This window comes from Halomonas sp. AOP22-C1-8, from assembly GCF_052378905.1.
In the GTDB taxonomy this organism is placed as follows: Bacteria; Pseudomonadota; Gammaproteobacteria; order Pseudomonadales; family Halomonadaceae; genus Vreelandella; species Vreelandella citrativorans.
On record NZ_JBQSYD010000008.1, the window covers coordinates 56,621 to 70,463 of the forward strand.

Below are 13,843 nucleotides of genomic sequence, written 5' to 3' on the forward strand. Positions count from 1 at the left end.
GCGCTGCGTCCAGAGGATCGCAGCGCTTTCAGCGCCATGCAAATGGCTTAACAGGGATTTACTTTTTTGCCGACTCTGCTGACTTCTGAACGTTATCAGCCGCTTTCTGCGTGGCAGTGCTCGCCTTCTGGGCATTTTCTTCGGCCATTTTGGCGCTGTCCTGCATAAAGCTCTGGCTGATAGAGGTGACTTTTTCAGAATCCCCTTTCACCCGCTCCATGAAGTCACTGGCAACGCGCTGCTGGCTTTCCATGGCTTTCTTAAAGCCATCGGCATCTTTAACTTCCAGCCAGGTGCGTGCTTGGGAAATGGTCATATCTGAGTAAGCGCGGGCAGCATCAAGTTGAGCACCCATCAGCTTTTCATAGTAATCAAGCGCTGCATGCGTGTAAGAACGCATGGGTGATACAAAGGCAGACTCGAACTGTTGGGTGTTATTCTCTGCAGTCTTCATCATCACGACATCTCCTTGAGTTAGCTAGCAGGCCGCCGCCCGTTAGTCGTGGAGGCGCTGCTGATGCGTTGGCATTTGCCGCTGCTGTACGTAAACCTAGCAGCGCCTTTTGTGCATCGCAACATGGTTTTTTATATTCTCGTGCGCTACATGCCTCTACAGCTCTCAATATGATTTTAAATCAGCAGGTTATTCGATTTTTAATTTAAATCACGAATCGTGATTGCCTGGCGCGCAACCCCATTATGAGCATCCAGCATACGCGTAAACCACTCAGTAACCGGATCATCGGGTTCGGTCATCGGCTCGAGCGAGACGGTGTGGGTCCACATCATGCTTCCAAACAGTAAGTAATCGATACCGCTGGGTGTTTCGCCATCTAGAAAAGGACTGCCATGTAACTGATCACGTACCGGCGCCAGCACTTGGTAAAGCTGCTGCTTGCCCTGCTCGGGGTTATGCACATCTTCCAGGCGTGCCCCAAAGCGCGCTTCACGGGTTTTACGAAAGTAATCACGATCATCAGGGTGAATGGCGGCCAATAAATCCGGTGCAACGCTACGAAACAGGGCAGGCGTTACGCTGCGCTCGACATAGTATTTAAAAAACAGCGCGCGTTGGTACGCCACTCCTTCACCCAAAACAGGGGCATCGGGATAGGCTTTATCCAGGTAGCGCATTATCTTAAAACTATCGGTAATGACCTGATCCCCATCGCACAGCACCGGGACTTTATCGTAGTCGGCGAACGCCAGCGCCTGCTTGTCCTCAAACCGCCAAGCGATGGTGTTATAGGCCAGACCTTTATGAGCAAGCGCCAGCAATAGGGAGAAAAACGCAGTCGTTCGTCACGGCCACACAGGTCATAGAGCGTACGTGTCATGTTTTTGCCCTTACCGTTAATGAAAAGAGGAAATTTAAAAATGGCGCATTCATCGCCATTGAGCTTAAAGCACTGGCTGGAGAAGTAGCGAGTCTCAGCACTGTCTTTTAGTCTAATAACGACCCTCTTCAATGAAGCTTAAAAACAATTAACAACACATATAAAACAATCATTTATAATTCACGCAAGGGCTTATATAGACCTTACAAACTTGCCCCTTTTGGCAAGACCTGTTTCGTAATAGTGTTATTATTTGCTCTGAGCCGTATCTTTTCAATGTTGCGCTTAGGAAGCCTCTGATTAACGTAATGAGCACAGGTCAGACAAGGCAAAAATCAACGAAAAAGCGGAATTTACAATTTGTAAATGAGCATTTTGATCGGACTCGCGCACGAGATGATTTTTAACGCAGTATGACCAAGCGCAATAGTTAATCAGAGGCTTCTTAGCACTTAAACCATTAGACAGAGATAGCGCATACCCATAAATAAAAAGGCAGTTTTCTTATGAACGAAACAACACTTGCTCTTCTGGCTTTTTTGCCATTACTGCTGGCAGGTATTTTACTCGTTGGTTTTAAAATACCGGCCAAAATAGCGATGCCGATTGTATTCCTCACCGCAGCCACTATTGGGCTGACGGTTTGGGATATGTCATTTAGCCGCGTGGCCGCCTCGACTATCCAAGGCCTTATCCAAACAGCAGGCCTGCTGTGGATTATTTTTGGCGCCATTTTGCTGCTCAACACCTTGAAGCATTCAGGGGGCATTACCGCTATTCGCAATGGTTTTTCAGGCATCAGTCCGGACCGTCGCGTTCAGGCACTGATCGTTGCCTGGCTGTTTGGTTGCTTTATTGAAGGCGCTTCTGGCTTCGGCACCGCCGCCGCCGTGGCCGCACCGCTAATGGTTGCCTTGGGCTTCCCGGCACTTGCCGCGGTCGTAGTGGGCATGATGATCCAATCTACCCCGGTGTCGTTCGGCGCCGTGGGCACGCCTATTATCGTGGGCGTGGGCAGCGGGCTGGACCGCGCGGGCATAACGGCACAATTGGAAGCGGATGGCTCCACCTGGGGCACATTTTTCCAACTGATCACCAGCGAAGTGGCTATTACGCATGGCATCATCGGCATCTGCATGCCGCTGATTTTGGTACTGGTGATGGTGCGTTTCTTCGGCGCCAACCGCTCCTGGAAAGAGGGGCTTTCGATTGTACCGTTTGCCCTTTTCACCGGCATTTCATTTGTGATTCCTTATATGCTGGTGGGCGTTTTCCTGGGCCCGGAATTTCCCTCCATGATTGGTGCCATGGTCGGCCTGGCGATTGTTGTACCGGCAGCGCGTAAAGGCTTTTTACTTCCCAAAGATACCTGGGATTTTCCGGAATCAACCTCTTGGCCGGATGAGTGGATTGGCAACCTGCAAACCAAGCTTGAAGATGTGGCCGGAAAAGCCCCGATGTCTACTTTTATGGGCTGGGTTCCCTACGTATTGCTGGCGCTGTTCCTGGTAGCTTCACGAACCATTGAACCGCTGCGGGTGGCACTCACCTCTATCAGCTTGAACTGGAACAATATTCTAGGCGAAACGGGCGTTAGCGGGGGGGTACAGCCGCTTTACCTGCCAGGCGGGATTATTTTGGCGGTAGTGATCGTGACCTACTTCCTGCACAAGATGAATCCGAGCAAAATAAGCGCGGCGGTATCAGAATCCACCAAAACGATATTGGGCGCAGGCTTTGTATTGATTTTCACCGTACCCATGGTACGTATTTTGATCAATTCAGGGGTTAACGGGGCGGACCTGGTGTCAATGCCGGTAATGATGGCGCAGGCAGTTGCTCATGGCATGGGCAACATTTATCCCTTCTTCGCCCCCACAGTGGGCGCTATGGGTGCCTTTATTGCAGGTTCCAATACGGTTTCTAACCTGATGCTGGCAGAGTTTCAATTTAACGTCGCCCAAACGCTGGGCGTTTCAACTGCCATGATGGTGGCTCTGCAGGCAGTCGGTGCCGCTGCGGGTAACATGATTGCGATTCACAACGTTGTGGCGGCTTCTGCGACCGTTGGCCTGCTGGGCCGTGAAGGTACGACCATTCGTAAAACCATTATTCCCACCATCTACTATCTTGTCTTCGCGGGTATTATTGCGATGGTAGCGTTCTATGTGATTGGCGTTACGGACCCACTTATGTAGAACATCTGATTAGCGTCACCATTTACAACACCCCAAGCCCTGCCTTGGGGTGTTGTGCTTTAAAGAAAAGTACGCGAAAGGAACGTCGTTAGAAAGCTACGCATTAGTTGATGTGCTAATCGATGCGTTTTAGCGAGGTTGCATGCTGCTGGCCGCGTATAACATAGCTTTGCGCGTTTAGCTTAAGCCCTTCTATGGCATCAGGAGAAAGCGTGCGTACTACCCGCGCAGGTGAGCCCACAATCAGCGAGTTGGGCGGAAACACAGCGCCCTCTTTAATAAATGCCCCCGCACCTACCAGGCTGTTTTCGCCGATCACCGCGCCGTTAAGCACCACGGCTTGAATACCGATCAAACAGCCATCGCCTACGCTACAACCATGCAGCATGGCCTGGTGGCCCACCGTGACACCGCGCCCCACTTTGAGAGGATATCCTGGGTCGGCATGCAATACCGCGCCATCCTGAATATTGCTCTCTTCGCCTATTTCCAAAAGGTCGCTGTCACCGCGCAACACCGCTTGATACCAGACGCTGGAGCGCGCTTTTAAGGTTACCTGCCCTATCACGTCTGCGGTTTCAGCAACGTACACGTCGTCATGAATATCAGGCTGGTGCTCACCGAACTGGTAAATAGCCACATCGCTCTCCTTTGATTATTGTCATCGCCTAGGCTAGCGTCTGTGTCAGCCGCTGAGCAACGTGAATCTTTTAGCCAGGTATTTTCATCAGCAAAGCATTACCACGGCTCCATACGCATGGCTGAGCGCTCCAGACGTTCGCTCTCTACTTCCAGCTCCCGTAGCAGCTCGGTAATGCTGGTGAGATGCTCCAGCGCCACCCGCCTGGCCTGTTCGGCGTCGCCGGCGACAACCGCATCATGCAGCCGGGCATGCTGGCGGTTGATCATTTCACGCGGGCCCGTACGGTGGTAAAGATGCTTAACCGAGGCAAATACCGAACTTAGCAGCAGGTCGGTCAGGCTTTGCAGTGTATGTACCAGCACCGGGTTGTGCGATGCCTGGGAGACGGCGAGATGAAAGGCGTGGTCAAGCCGCGCCAGCCGCTCAACGTCAATGCACTCGGCGTGCTCGGCATAATCCGCCAGCTCCTGGTAGCGCCGGGTAATCAACACGCGGTCCATGGAGGTACCTCTCGTCGCCGCCAAAAAAGCCGACTCTCCTTCCAGCAGAGCGCGCACTTCGAGCAGATCAAACAGCGTGCGTGGGTGATCATGGAACAGGTGCATCAACGGGCTTTTATCCTGCATGGGGAGAAGCGATGCCACGGTTGAGCCATGCCCTTGGCGAGTTTCAATCACGCCTCTGCTACGCAGAATGCGCAGACCTTCACGCAGCGAAGCTCTGGATACTTTAAGCCGCTCGCAGAGGCGCCGTTCAGAAGGCAGCAGTTGGCCTGGCCGAAAGACGCCATCCAGAATCAAGCGCTCCAAACGGGCGGCAACATGGTCAGGCGTACGCAGGCCAAGCACAGGTTCTTGATTGGAAAAGGACATCTGTTTTCTCTCATCCAGGCGCTGGTTGGTCGCCCATGGCAAGGTAAGATTTACCCGTTGGCAAGCAGGCGGCAGCGCGTTTCAACATCGACTAATTACTGGTCTGACCATTGCACCACACCCTGGACAGCCGCACAAAAAAAGCTCAGACTGATGCCATAGCGAATTGACCGTGCGGTTACCTTTAACGATAAAAAAACCAGAGAAGTTGTGATGAATATTCTCTTTGATGAGCGCCTTGACGGCGAGTTGGTCCACCGCGATAAAGCCGAGGTTTTAAGCGATATACAGCAGGCAGTGCCCTCCATGACCCTGCTGCACCGGGAAGAAGACCTGCGCCCTTTTGAGTGCGATGGCTTGGCGGCGTACCGGGTGCTACCCATGCTGGTGGCGCTGCCCGAGAACCTTGAGCAGGTTGAAGCCCTGCTAAAGCGCTGCCACGCACTGGATGTGCCCGTAGTGACGCGCGGAGCGGGCACCGGCCTTTCCGGCGGCGCACTTCCGCTTGAACAAGGTGTGCTGCTGGTAATGTCGCGTTTTAATCGTGTTTTAAGCGTTGACCCGGACGCCCGCCTGGCGCGCGTGCAGCCTGGGGTACGCAACCTGGCTATTTCTGAAGCGGCCGCGCCTTACGGGCTTTACTACGCCCCTGACCCGTCATCTCAAATCGCCTGCTCAATTGGTGGCAACGTGGCAGAAAACGCAGGCGGCGTGCACTGTTTAAAGTACGGGCTCACGGTGCATAACGTACTCCGTGTTGACGTGCTCACTATTGAAGGCGAGCACATGACGCTGGGCGCCGAGTCGCTGGATGCGCCGGGGTTTGATCTTCTGGCACTGATGAATGGCTCAGAGGGCATGCTCGGTGTGGTGACTGAAATTACCGTTAAGCTGTTGCCCAAGCCGGAAACCGCCAAGGTCTTGATGGCAAGCTTCAACGATATTGAAAAAGCGGGCCGAGCGGTGGGCGACATTATTGCCGCAGGCATCATTCCAGGCGGGCTGGAAATGATGGACAGGCTAGCCATTAAAGCGGCTGAAGATTTTGTTAAAGCAGGCTACCCCATGGATGCTGAAGCCATTTTGCTGTGTGAGCTGGATGGCGTTGAGGCAGATGTAGATGACGACTGTGAAACGGTACGTCGGGTACTCGAAAAGGCAGGCGCCACACAGATTCAACAGGCCCGCGATGAGGCTGAGCGAGCCATGTTTTGGGCCGGACGTAAAAATGCCTTCCCAGCGGTTGGCCGTATGTCGCCTGACTACTACTGCATGGACGGCACGATCCCTCGCCGCGAATTGCCGCGCGTACTCAAGGGCATCGCCGCACTTTCTGAACAGAGTGGTCTGGCCGTGGCCAACGTGTTTCACGCAGGCGATGGCAACATGCACCCGCTGATTCTGTTTGATGCCAACAAAGAGGGGCAGCTTGCGCTTGCCGAGGACGTTGGCGGCAAGATTCTGGAGCTTTGCGTGGAAGCGGGCGGGTCCATTACCGGCGAGCACGGCGTGGGGCGCGAAAAAATCAATCAGATGTGCAGCCAGTTCCAGGCCGATGAGATTCGCATTTTTCATGCGCTAAAAGCCGCGTTTGATGCAAAGCGCCTGCTCAACCCCGGTAAAAACATCCCTACGCTTGCTCGCTGTGCCGAATTTGGCGCCATGCATGTGCATAACAATGAATTGCCGCACCCGGAGCTTCCGCGTTTTTGATGGCATAAGGAACACTCATGACCGATCTAGCGATTAACGCCGCAGACCGCGATATCTCTGAGCGCCTGTGTGACCAGGTGCGTAACGCCTATGAAACGCGCACGCCACTGCGTATTGCAGGGGGGAACACTCGTGCGTTTTATGGCCGCCCTGTGGAAGGCCAGCCGCTGCACATGGCAGAGCACAGCGGCATTGTCTCTTACGACCCGGTAGAGCTGGTGGTCACCGTGCGGGCGGGCACACGATTAAGCGTGCTTCAGGCAGCGCTTGCCGAACACCATCAAATGCTCCCCTTTGAGCCGCCCTCCTTTGGTGAGAACAGCACCATTGGCGGCGCCGTAGCCACCGGGCTTTCTGGCCCCCGGCGCCCCTGGGCGGGTGCCGCACGCGACTTTGTGCTCGGCACACGCATTATTACCCAAGAGGGCAAGCTGCTGCGCTTTGGTGGCGAGGTGATGAAAAACGTGGCGGGGTATGATCTTTCCCGCTTAATGACCGGTGCCCAAGGCACGCTTGGCGTACTGGCCGACATCTCCTTTAAGGTGCTGCCTGTTCCCACCGCAAGCCACTGTCTGCGCCTGTCACTAAGCCTTGAAGAGGCCTTACACAAACTGGCTGAACTTGGCCGCGAGCCGCTTCCCATCACTGCCGCCGCTTGGCACGCAGGCGAGTTATTTATTCGCCTGGAGGGGGGCGAAAGCTCGGTAAAAGCGACCCGTGAGCGCCTGGGGGGCGAACCGCTGGAGGCCAGCTTTTGGGCCTCGCTGCGTGATCATACCCATGACTTCTTTAAGTACCGCGATGCCCCACCGCTGTGGCGCCTTTCACTCCCTCCGAACACTGCCCCGCTTGCATTGGATATTCCCCAGCAAGATATCTTTTACGACTGGGGCGGCAGCCAGCGCTGGGTAAAAACCACCCTCGATGCAGCAACATTACGCAAGGCATGCCAGGCCGCCGGCGGGCACGCTACCTGCTACACCCCGCAGGCGCAAGGTGGGGCCGCTGAGCCCTTTACGCCGTTAAACAGCGTGGTTGAAAAGTATCACCGTAGGCTGAAAACGGAGCTGGATACTCACGCTATTTTTAATCCCGGTCGTCTTTATGCGGCGCTTTAATCAGGAGAACTGATATGCAAACGCATTTTACCGATGCGGATCTTCAAAAGCCGCATATTCAGGAGGCGGAGCGCATTTTGCGCACCTGCGTACACTGCGGTTTCTGTAACGCGACCTGCCCCACTTACCAGTTGCTGGGCGATGAGCGTGACGGCCCCCGCGGGCGCATCTACCTGATGAAGGAGCTGCTGGAAAGCCGCGACGACGATGACCAGGTCACCGCAGAAACCCGGCTGCACCTGGACCGCTGCCTAACCTGCCAGAACTGTGAAACGACCTGCCCTTCCGGGGTCGAGTATCACAAGCTGTTAAATATCGGCCGCGCTGAAATTGAGCGTCGGGTACCGCGCCCGCCAGCCGAGCGTGCCCAGCGCTACGCACTGCGTAAAATGATGGTGGAGCCAACGCGCTTCAAGGCGCTGCTTAAACTGGGCCAAACCTTCAAGCCGCTGGTGCCAGGCAAGCTACGCAATAAAATGCCAGCCGCGCCCGTTGATGCCGGCAAACGGCCGGGCAGTACGCAGCATACTCGGAAAATGCTGATGCTAGAGGGATGCGTGCAGCCTGGGTTATCGCCCAACACCAACGCCGCCACAGCGCGGCTGCTGGACCGACTGGATATTAGCTTAACGCCCGTCACAGAAGCGGGTTGCTGCGGGGCCATTGACTTTCACCTCAACGCCCAGGATGACGGCCGAGCACGCATGCGCGCCAATATTGATGCCTGGTGGCCACATATTGAGCAAGGAGCGGAAGCCATTGTTCAAACGGCCAGTGGCTGCGGGGCATTTATCAAAGAGTATGGCTATATGCTCAAGGATGACCCGCGCTATGCTGAAAAGGCCCAGAGAGTCAGTGCGCTGGCAAAAGACATTGTTGAGATACTTCGCGAGGAACCCCTGGACGCCCTTCAGGTAAAAGAGACTCAGCGGCTGGCCTTTCACTGCCCCTGCACGCTACAACACGCCCAGAAGCTTAACGGCGCGGTTGAAGGCGTATTAACCACGTTAGGGTTTACGCTGACCCCGGTGCAGGATGCTCATCTCTGCTGCGGTTCAGCGGGCACCTACTCGGTCACCCAGCCGGAACTGGCCACACAGCTGCGCGACAATAAGCTCAATGCCCTGGAGGCAGGCAACCCAGCGCTTATCGTAACGGCTAATATTGGCTGCCAAACGCACCTGGCAGGCGCGAACCGGACGCCGGTTCGTCACTGGGTCGAAGTGGTAGACGCCGCACTTGCTCAATAACATCCATTAACCAACCAACAGGAAATGCCATGCAAACCAAAGCCGTACTGACGCTTACCGATATCAACAAGATACTTGATGCCGCGCAACAAGAAGCGGACAACAACCGCTGGCCGGTGACGATTGTGGTCACTGACGATGGCGGCCACCTGCTGGCGCTACGTCGCCTGGATGGAGCCGCGCCCTTTAGCGCGGAAATCGCCTCTCATAAAGCGCGTAATGCCGCTATTGGCCGCAAGGAAACGCAGGTGTTTGAAGAGATGATTAACGGTGGCCGCACTGCATTTGTTTCCGCGCCCTTCCCTGGCTTATTGTCAGGTGGCGTTCCGGTGATCGTCGATGGGCAAGTGATCGGCGCGGTAGGCATTTCCGGTGTAAAACCTGAGCAGGACGTCCAGATTGCCAAGGCAGGTGTTAGCGCGGTTGCCTGACTGGCGTAACCAACCCGTGCACATACGAAAAACCCCGGATCAATGATCCGGGGTTTTAGAATTCGTTCGGTATAAACCGAAGGTGCTTAATGGCGGACCGGACGAGACTCGAACTCGCGACCTCCGGCGTGACAGGCCGGCATTCTAACCAACTGAACTACCGGTCCACATATAAGGCACTTAACGCGGTATTACAATGACAACCATTTAAAAGGACTTTAAATGGTGGGTGGTACTGGGTTCGAACCAGTGACCCCCAGCTTGTAAGGCTGGTGCTCTCCCAACTGAGCTAACCACCCAGGGTGTTGATCTTTAATCAACGAATCTGCAAGTTATCGTGGCGGACCGGACGAGACTCGAACTCGCGACCTCCGGCGTGACAGGCCGGCATTCTAACCAACTGAACTACCGGTCCGAATAGCGATAACTGCTACAAAGTAAACCGTATGATGATGGCGGACCGGACGAGACTCGAACTCGCGACCTCCGGCGTGACAGGCCGGCATTCTAACCAACTGAACTACCGGTCCGCATTACATCATGCTGATATTACTTTGGTACTGCTTTACGTTTCCAGGCCATCTTTCGATGGTGGGTGGTACTGGGTTCGAACCAGTGACCCCCAGCTTGTAAGGCTGGTGCTCTCCCAACTGAGCTAACCACCCGCTGGTCACGTGGCGCTGCATTCTACAGAAGCCTCGCTGAATGTCAACACGTTATGTTTAAACTTTGTGATTTAAACCAGCGCGTTGCTCACATTCCCGAAGGCGTTCCATGAGCGCGGACGAAGGATGCCGCAAGTGAGGCCGCCTCGTCAATCAAAAACTCATGTTTTAATCCAGAAGCGCGCCGTGGCTTAAAGTCATGGTCACCATCAGTTAGCCAGTCAAGCCTGGTTTGAGGCGTTAATGGATAGCCAATTACTTCTTCACGCGTACCAAACGGGTCACGCTCGCCTTGCAGTACCAATACCGGACAGTGAATATCAGGCCAGTGACTTAACCGACGTTTTTCAGGCGCTTTCGGCGGATGAAACGGATAGCCCGCGGCGATAACACCAGGGCAAGCCTGCTGGCTGGCCAACATCGTCGCAATTCGTCCGCCCATTGACTTTCCGCCCACCCACAGTGGCGATGCCGCTAATGGCGCAAGCAGACGATACCAGGCAGTAAAATGCGCTACCGTGTGAGCAACCGGCGGTGGCGGGCGGCGTTTACCCTGTTGATTAATCTGCTGCATATAGGGAAAGTCAATCGCAAACACCTGAAGCCCTTGGGCTGCCAGCCCATTGATCATGCGCTGCATAAAAGATGACTGATGCCCAGCACCTGCGCCATGCGCCCATAAAATTCGCCCGATACGCGCCCGCCCCACCACTGCCAGCGGCCCAAGCCCCTCCACCAAAAAGAAGCCGGGGGCTTCAGTTTTCGCCAAGACATCTTCCAGCGCGTCTGGTGGAAGGGGCAAATATCCTGCATAAGCGTCTGGCATCACTGTTTTCTTTCTCCTGGCATTTTAATCCGCTAAACCTTCACTATTCATTCAAGAGTTTTCCGATGGCTGCTACCTTAAGGAAACACTCTTACCTGATAAAGCGTTGATGATACGGTTATTTAAAGCACGGGCAGCGAAGCCATGACAACGTTATCGGCCTCCTCTTGTTACCACTGTGGCAGCCCTGTTCCGAGCAATGCGCCTTGGCATATAACGCTGGGCGATACCACGTACCCGTTGTGCTGCCCAGGCTGCGAGGCCGTTGCCCATGCCATTGTACAGGGCGGCCTGGCGCGCTATTACCAGCAGCGCACTGAGCTGCCCGAAACGCCTGCCGGAGAGACACTCGATAGCGATGCATGGGCGTATTTCGACAGCCCTGAATTTGAGGCAAAATTCCGGAAAACGTTGCCCCCTGGCGTCGACAGTGACCAGTTAAGCGCTACGCTCGCGGTAGAAGGTATTACCTGCAATGCCTGTGGCTGGTTAATTGAACATCGCTTAAATGCGCTGAAAGGCATCATTTCAAGTGCCGTCGATTTATCACGGCATCGCCTTCACGTTAGCTGGCACCCCAGCAAGCTTAAGCTTTCCCAGCTACTGGCCGAGCTTGCCGGCATTGGCTACAGCGCCCTGCCTTTTGAGCCAGACCCTGCACAGGAACGCGTGCGCTATAAAAAACGCCTGTGTGCCTGGCGGCTGGGAGTATCGGGGGCGTGCCTTCTCGGTATCACGCTGCTCATGCTTTTTTTGCCGAGTGAAGTACGAGGGGATCTCAATACGCATACTACTACGCTGCTTCACTGGCTTCCCATGGTACTGGCAACGCTTGTCATGCTGTTTGCCACGCCGCCTTTTTTTCGACAAGCGCTTGCCGATATAAAGCGTGGCTTGTTGGGTCCGGCCGTGCCCATTACCTTGGCACTGGGCTGCGCTTACCTGGCCAGCGGCTACGCATCGTTTTTTCACACAGGGGAGCACAACGTTGGCATGTACGTTGGCATGATTGCGCTGCTCACAACGCTGTTACTGCTTTTTGGCTGCGCTCGATCATTACCCATTTTAAGAAGCCCTCAAGACACATTTAAAGGAGCCCTACCCGCCACAACCATTCGGCGTAACCCCGATAAAAGCGAGCGAATTTTACCCGCGTGTGAGCTTTGCCCAGGTGATCGTATCGTAGTGAACGCGGGGCAGCGGATACCTGCTGACGGCATTATCGAGCAAGGCGCATCAAGCCTGAACACCTCACAGCTCACCGGCGAACCGCTCCCGGTGAGTTACGCGAAAGGAGATAGCGTGCTGGCAGGCTGCCAAAACCTCGAAAACCCGCTGGTGATTAACGTAGTCCAACCGCCTGCCCATACCCGTATTGCAGTACTAAGCGCCCTAGTTGGCGCTGCTTTTACTGGGAAGCACCTGGCCAGTATTAACGCGCGCAGCGTGCACAAATGGACCGCTGGCCTGCTTATCATAACGCTGAGCGTGGCAGCCCTTTGGTGGTGGTTTAAACCGCTACTGGCATTGGATGTACTGCTTTCTCTGCTAATAGCAGGCAGTCCTTGCGCACTGGCGTTGGCAACCCCAGCGGCGCTGACGGTCGCTTACCAGCAGTTACGCACACGAGGCGTGGTGATGACGAATCCTTGCGCCCTGCTTTCATTGGCCACAACAACGCAGGCAGCAGACGAGGCGATAGCGTCTTGCTCAGACGTGGTCATACTCAGCCCACGAAGCGGGCGCGCCGTAGAAACCCTTGGCATTGCGCGCGCCACGCAGCGCTGCATACAACACTCAATGGGTATGGCGGCCTCCATCAGCGTGATAGCGCTTTGCCTGGCGGCAGTAGGCGTTCTATCGCCGTTTGGCGCCATCACGGGCGCTGGCGTCAGTGTGCTTGCCGTCATTGCTAATACGCTACGCTTTTCACACAGGCTATCTACTTCCAACGTATCCACCTCCCATTTATCCACTTCAGCAGTCAAAGGCGTGCCATGAACCCGACCGGGCTTGATCTTCCTCCGCTTATCGCCGCGTTCGTGTTTGGATTGATGGGCGGGGCCCACTGCATCGGCATGTGCGGAGGCGTCATGAGCGCATTAACCTTTGCCATTCCGCCCAGCATGCGTAGCTCGGCGCGTATGGGCGGCCTACTGCTAAGCTACAACTTGGGCCGAATATTAAGCTACATGACGGCAGGCGCGCTGGTAGCCGCGTTGGGCACCGTGCTTTCGCCCTCACTGCTGGCGCGCCAGTTGTTGCAAGGCGTTGCAGCGCTCATGCTGATTCTCATGGCGCTGTATATTGCTAACTGGTGGAAAGGGCTTTTGCGCGTGGAAGCCGTGGGCAAACGATTATGGCGTCACCTTGAGCCCTGGGGCCGACGCTTGATGCCGGTGGTTCATTTCCCCCAGGCATGCGCGCTAGGCGCCATTTGGGGCTGGCTGCCCTGTGGGCTGGTGTATTCAATGCTGGCCTGGAGCCTGGCGACGGCCCGGCCGCTTCAAGGGGCTTTATTAATGGGCGCTTTTGGCCTGGGCACCCTGCCTACACTACTGGCCACAGGACTTGCTGCACGCAAGCTTAAACATCTTATTCGTCACCCCGCGACAAGAACCATCGCTGCGCTCGTCATTATCGGCTTTGCCGTATGGCAGCTTTGGGCACTCAACATGCACTCAGGTGGGCATTCAGGCGGACACTCACACGCCAATCATTGACCTGGCGCAACGCACTACAGCGCTATGTTCTCTAGCCTATCGGTAGCTTTTAAAACGTATTTTCAGC

General features: G+C 55.1%; 11 protein-coding genes, 5 tRNA genes and 1 pseudogene. 7 read left to right on the forward strand and 10 right to left on the reverse strand.

What is annotated here, in order from left to right; translation table 11 throughout:
- Positions 1-58 precede the first annotated feature (58 nt).
- Both ACT3TY_RS06320 and ACT3TY_RS06325 read right to left on the reverse strand, forming a co-directional pair.
- The gene (locus ACT3TY_RS06320) at positions 59-457 is read right to left on the reverse strand and encodes a phasin family protein (protein ID WP_172117440.1); all 399 of its coding nucleotides are present in this window, start codon (positions 455-457) and stop codon (positions 59-61) included.
- A 197-nt stretch (positions 458-654) separates the two neighbouring features.
- A pseudogene (locus ACT3TY_RS06325) lies at positions 655-1,337 on the reverse strand (glutathione S-transferase N-terminal domain-containing protein).
- A gap of 506 nt (positions 1,338-1,843) precedes the next feature.
- On the opposite strand from ACT3TY_RS06325, the gene ACT3TY_RS06330 reads away from it, so the two are divergent.
- The gene (locus tag ACT3TY_RS06330; RefSeq protein ID WP_441677205.1) at positions 1,844-3,535 is read left to right on the forward strand and encodes an L-lactate permease; all 1,692 of its coding nucleotides are present in this window, start codon (positions 1,844-1,846) and stop codon (positions 3,533-3,535) included.
- 115 nt (positions 3,536-3,650) lie between these two features.
- Here the strand turns inward: ACT3TY_RS06330 and ACT3TY_RS06335 are convergent, their stop codons facing one another.
- Both ACT3TY_RS06335 and glcC read right to left on the reverse strand, forming a co-directional pair.
- Positions 3,651-4,175 carry a gamma carbonic anhydrase family protein gene (locus tag ACT3TY_RS06335; RefSeq protein ID WP_441677207.1) on the reverse strand — a complete coding sequence of 175 codons (525 nt, stop codon included), beginning with the start codon at positions 4,173-4,175 and terminating at the stop codon, positions 3,651-3,653.
- Positions 4,176-4,273: 98 nt separating this feature from the next.
- Positions 4,274-5,050 carry a transcriptional regulator GlcC gene (glcC, locus tag ACT3TY_RS06340; RefSeq protein WP_444627680.1) on the reverse strand — a complete coding sequence of 259 codons (777 nt, stop codon included), beginning with the start codon at positions 5,048-5,050 and terminating at the stop codon, positions 4,274-4,276.
- 213 nt (positions 5,051-5,263) lie between these two features.
- On the opposite strand from glcC, the gene glcD reads away from it, so the two are divergent.
- From glcD to ACT3TY_RS06360, 4 genes are read left to right on the forward strand one after another with little or no spacing between them, the layout of a single operon-like run.
- Positions 5,264-6,763 carry a glycolate oxidase subunit GlcD gene (glcD, locus tag ACT3TY_RS06345; protein ID WP_441677211.1) on the forward strand — a complete coding sequence of 500 codons (1,500 nt, stop codon included), beginning with the start codon at positions 5,264-5,266 and terminating at the stop codon, positions 6,761-6,763.
- Positions 6,764-6,780: 17 nt separating this feature from the next.
- On the forward strand, positions 6,781-7,881 hold the full coding sequence (gene glcE / locus ACT3TY_RS06350) for a glycolate oxidase subunit GlcE (protein WP_441677213.1): 1,101 nt from the start codon (positions 6,781-6,783) through the stop codon (positions 7,879-7,881).
- 14 nt (positions 7,882-7,895) lie between these two features.
- Positions 7,896-9,131, forward strand: a complete 1,236-nt coding sequence (gene glcF / locus ACT3TY_RS06355) for a glycolate oxidase subunit GlcF (protein ID WP_441677215.1) — start codon at positions 7,896-7,898, stop codon at positions 9,129-9,131.
- Positions 9,132-9,160: 29 nt separating this feature from the next.
- Positions 9,161-9,562 (forward strand): GlcG/HbpS family heme-binding protein, encoded by a 402-nt coding sequence (locus tag ACT3TY_RS06360; protein ID WP_087111863.1) that lies wholly within the window; start codon positions 9,161-9,163, stop codon positions 9,560-9,562.
- Positions 9,563-9,652: 90 nt separating this feature from the next.
- Here the strand turns inward: ACT3TY_RS06360 and ACT3TY_RS06365 are convergent.
- The 6 genes from ACT3TY_RS06365 to ACT3TY_RS06390 form a co-directional block, all read right to left on the reverse strand.
- Positions 9,653-9,729: transfer RNA gene (locus ACT3TY_RS06365), tRNA-Asp, on the reverse strand.
- 56 nt (positions 9,730-9,785) lie between these two features.
- Positions 9,786-9,861: transfer RNA gene (locus ACT3TY_RS06370), tRNA-Val, on the reverse strand.
- A gap of 39 nt (positions 9,862-9,900) precedes the next feature.
- Positions 9,901-9,977 (reverse strand) — tRNA-Asp (locus ACT3TY_RS06375).
- A 38-nt stretch (positions 9,978-10,015) separates the two neighbouring features.
- Positions 10,016-10,092: transfer RNA gene (locus ACT3TY_RS06380), tRNA-Asp, on the reverse strand.
- Between the two features lie 59 nt (positions 10,093-10,151).
- Positions 10,152-10,227, reverse strand: a tRNA-Val gene (locus tag ACT3TY_RS06385).
- 88 nt (positions 10,228-10,315) lie between these two features.
- Complete coding sequence (locus ACT3TY_RS06390; RefSeq protein WP_441677217.1) at positions 10,316-11,053, reverse strand: alpha/beta fold hydrolase; 738 nt, start codon at positions 11,051-11,053, stop codon at positions 10,316-10,318.
- 144 nt (positions 11,054-11,197) lie between these two features.
- On the opposite strand from ACT3TY_RS06390, the gene ACT3TY_RS06395 reads away from it, so the two are divergent.
- A complete protein-coding gene (locus ACT3TY_RS06395; RefSeq protein WP_444627682.1) occupies positions 11,198-13,054 on the forward strand; it encodes a heavy metal translocating P-type ATPase metal-binding domain-containing protein in 1,857 nt (618 codons plus the stop codon).
- Positions 13,051-13,776, forward strand: coding sequence for a sulfite exporter TauE/SafE family protein (locus ACT3TY_RS06400; RefSeq protein ID WP_172117429.1), 726 nt, complete (start codon positions 13,051-13,053; stop codon positions 13,774-13,776). The genes ACT3TY_RS06395 and ACT3TY_RS06400 overlap by 4 nt, the downstream gene beginning before the upstream one ends.
- Positions 13,777-13,843: the final 67 nt, after the last annotated feature.

Excerpts from the sequence above, each read along its gene's own strand:
- ACT3TY_RS06320 (WP_172117440.1), bottom strand. The coding sequence starts at position 457 with ATGATGAAGACTGCAGAGAATAACACCCAACAGTTCGAGTCTGCCTTT.
- ACT3TY_RS06330 (WP_441677205.1), top strand. The coding sequence starts at position 1,844 with ATGAACGAAACAACACTTGCTCTTCTGGCTTTTTTGCCATTACTGCTG.
- glcC (WP_444627680.1), bottom strand. The coding sequence starts at position 5,050 with ATGTCCTTTTCCAATCAAGAACCTGTGCTTGGCCTGCGTACGCCTGAC.
- glcD (WP_441677211.1), top strand. The coding sequence starts at position 5,264 with ATGAATATTCTCTTTGATGAGCGCCTTGACGGCGAGTTGGTCCACCGC.
- glcE (WP_441677213.1), top strand. The coding sequence starts at position 6,781 with ATGACCGATCTAGCGATTAACGCCGCAGACCGCGATATCTCTGAGCGC.
- glcF (WP_441677215.1), top strand. The coding sequence starts at position 7,896 with ATGCAAACGCATTTTACCGATGCGGATCTTCAAAAGCCGCATATTCAG.
- ACT3TY_RS06360 (WP_087111863.1), top strand. The coding sequence starts at position 9,161 with ATGCAAACCAAAGCCGTACTGACGCTTACCGATATCAACAAGATACTT.
- ACT3TY_RS06390 (WP_441677217.1), bottom strand. The coding sequence starts at position 11,053 with ATGCCAGACGCTTATGCAGGATATTTGCCCCTTCCACCAGACGCGCTG.
- ACT3TY_RS06395 (WP_444627682.1), top strand. The coding sequence starts at position 11,198 with ATGACAACGTTATCGGCCTCCTCTTGTTACCACTGTGGCAGCCCTGTT.
- ACT3TY_RS06400 (WP_172117429.1), top strand. The coding sequence starts at position 13,051 with ATGAACCCGACCGGGCTTGATCTTCCTCCGCTTATCGCCGCGTTCGTG.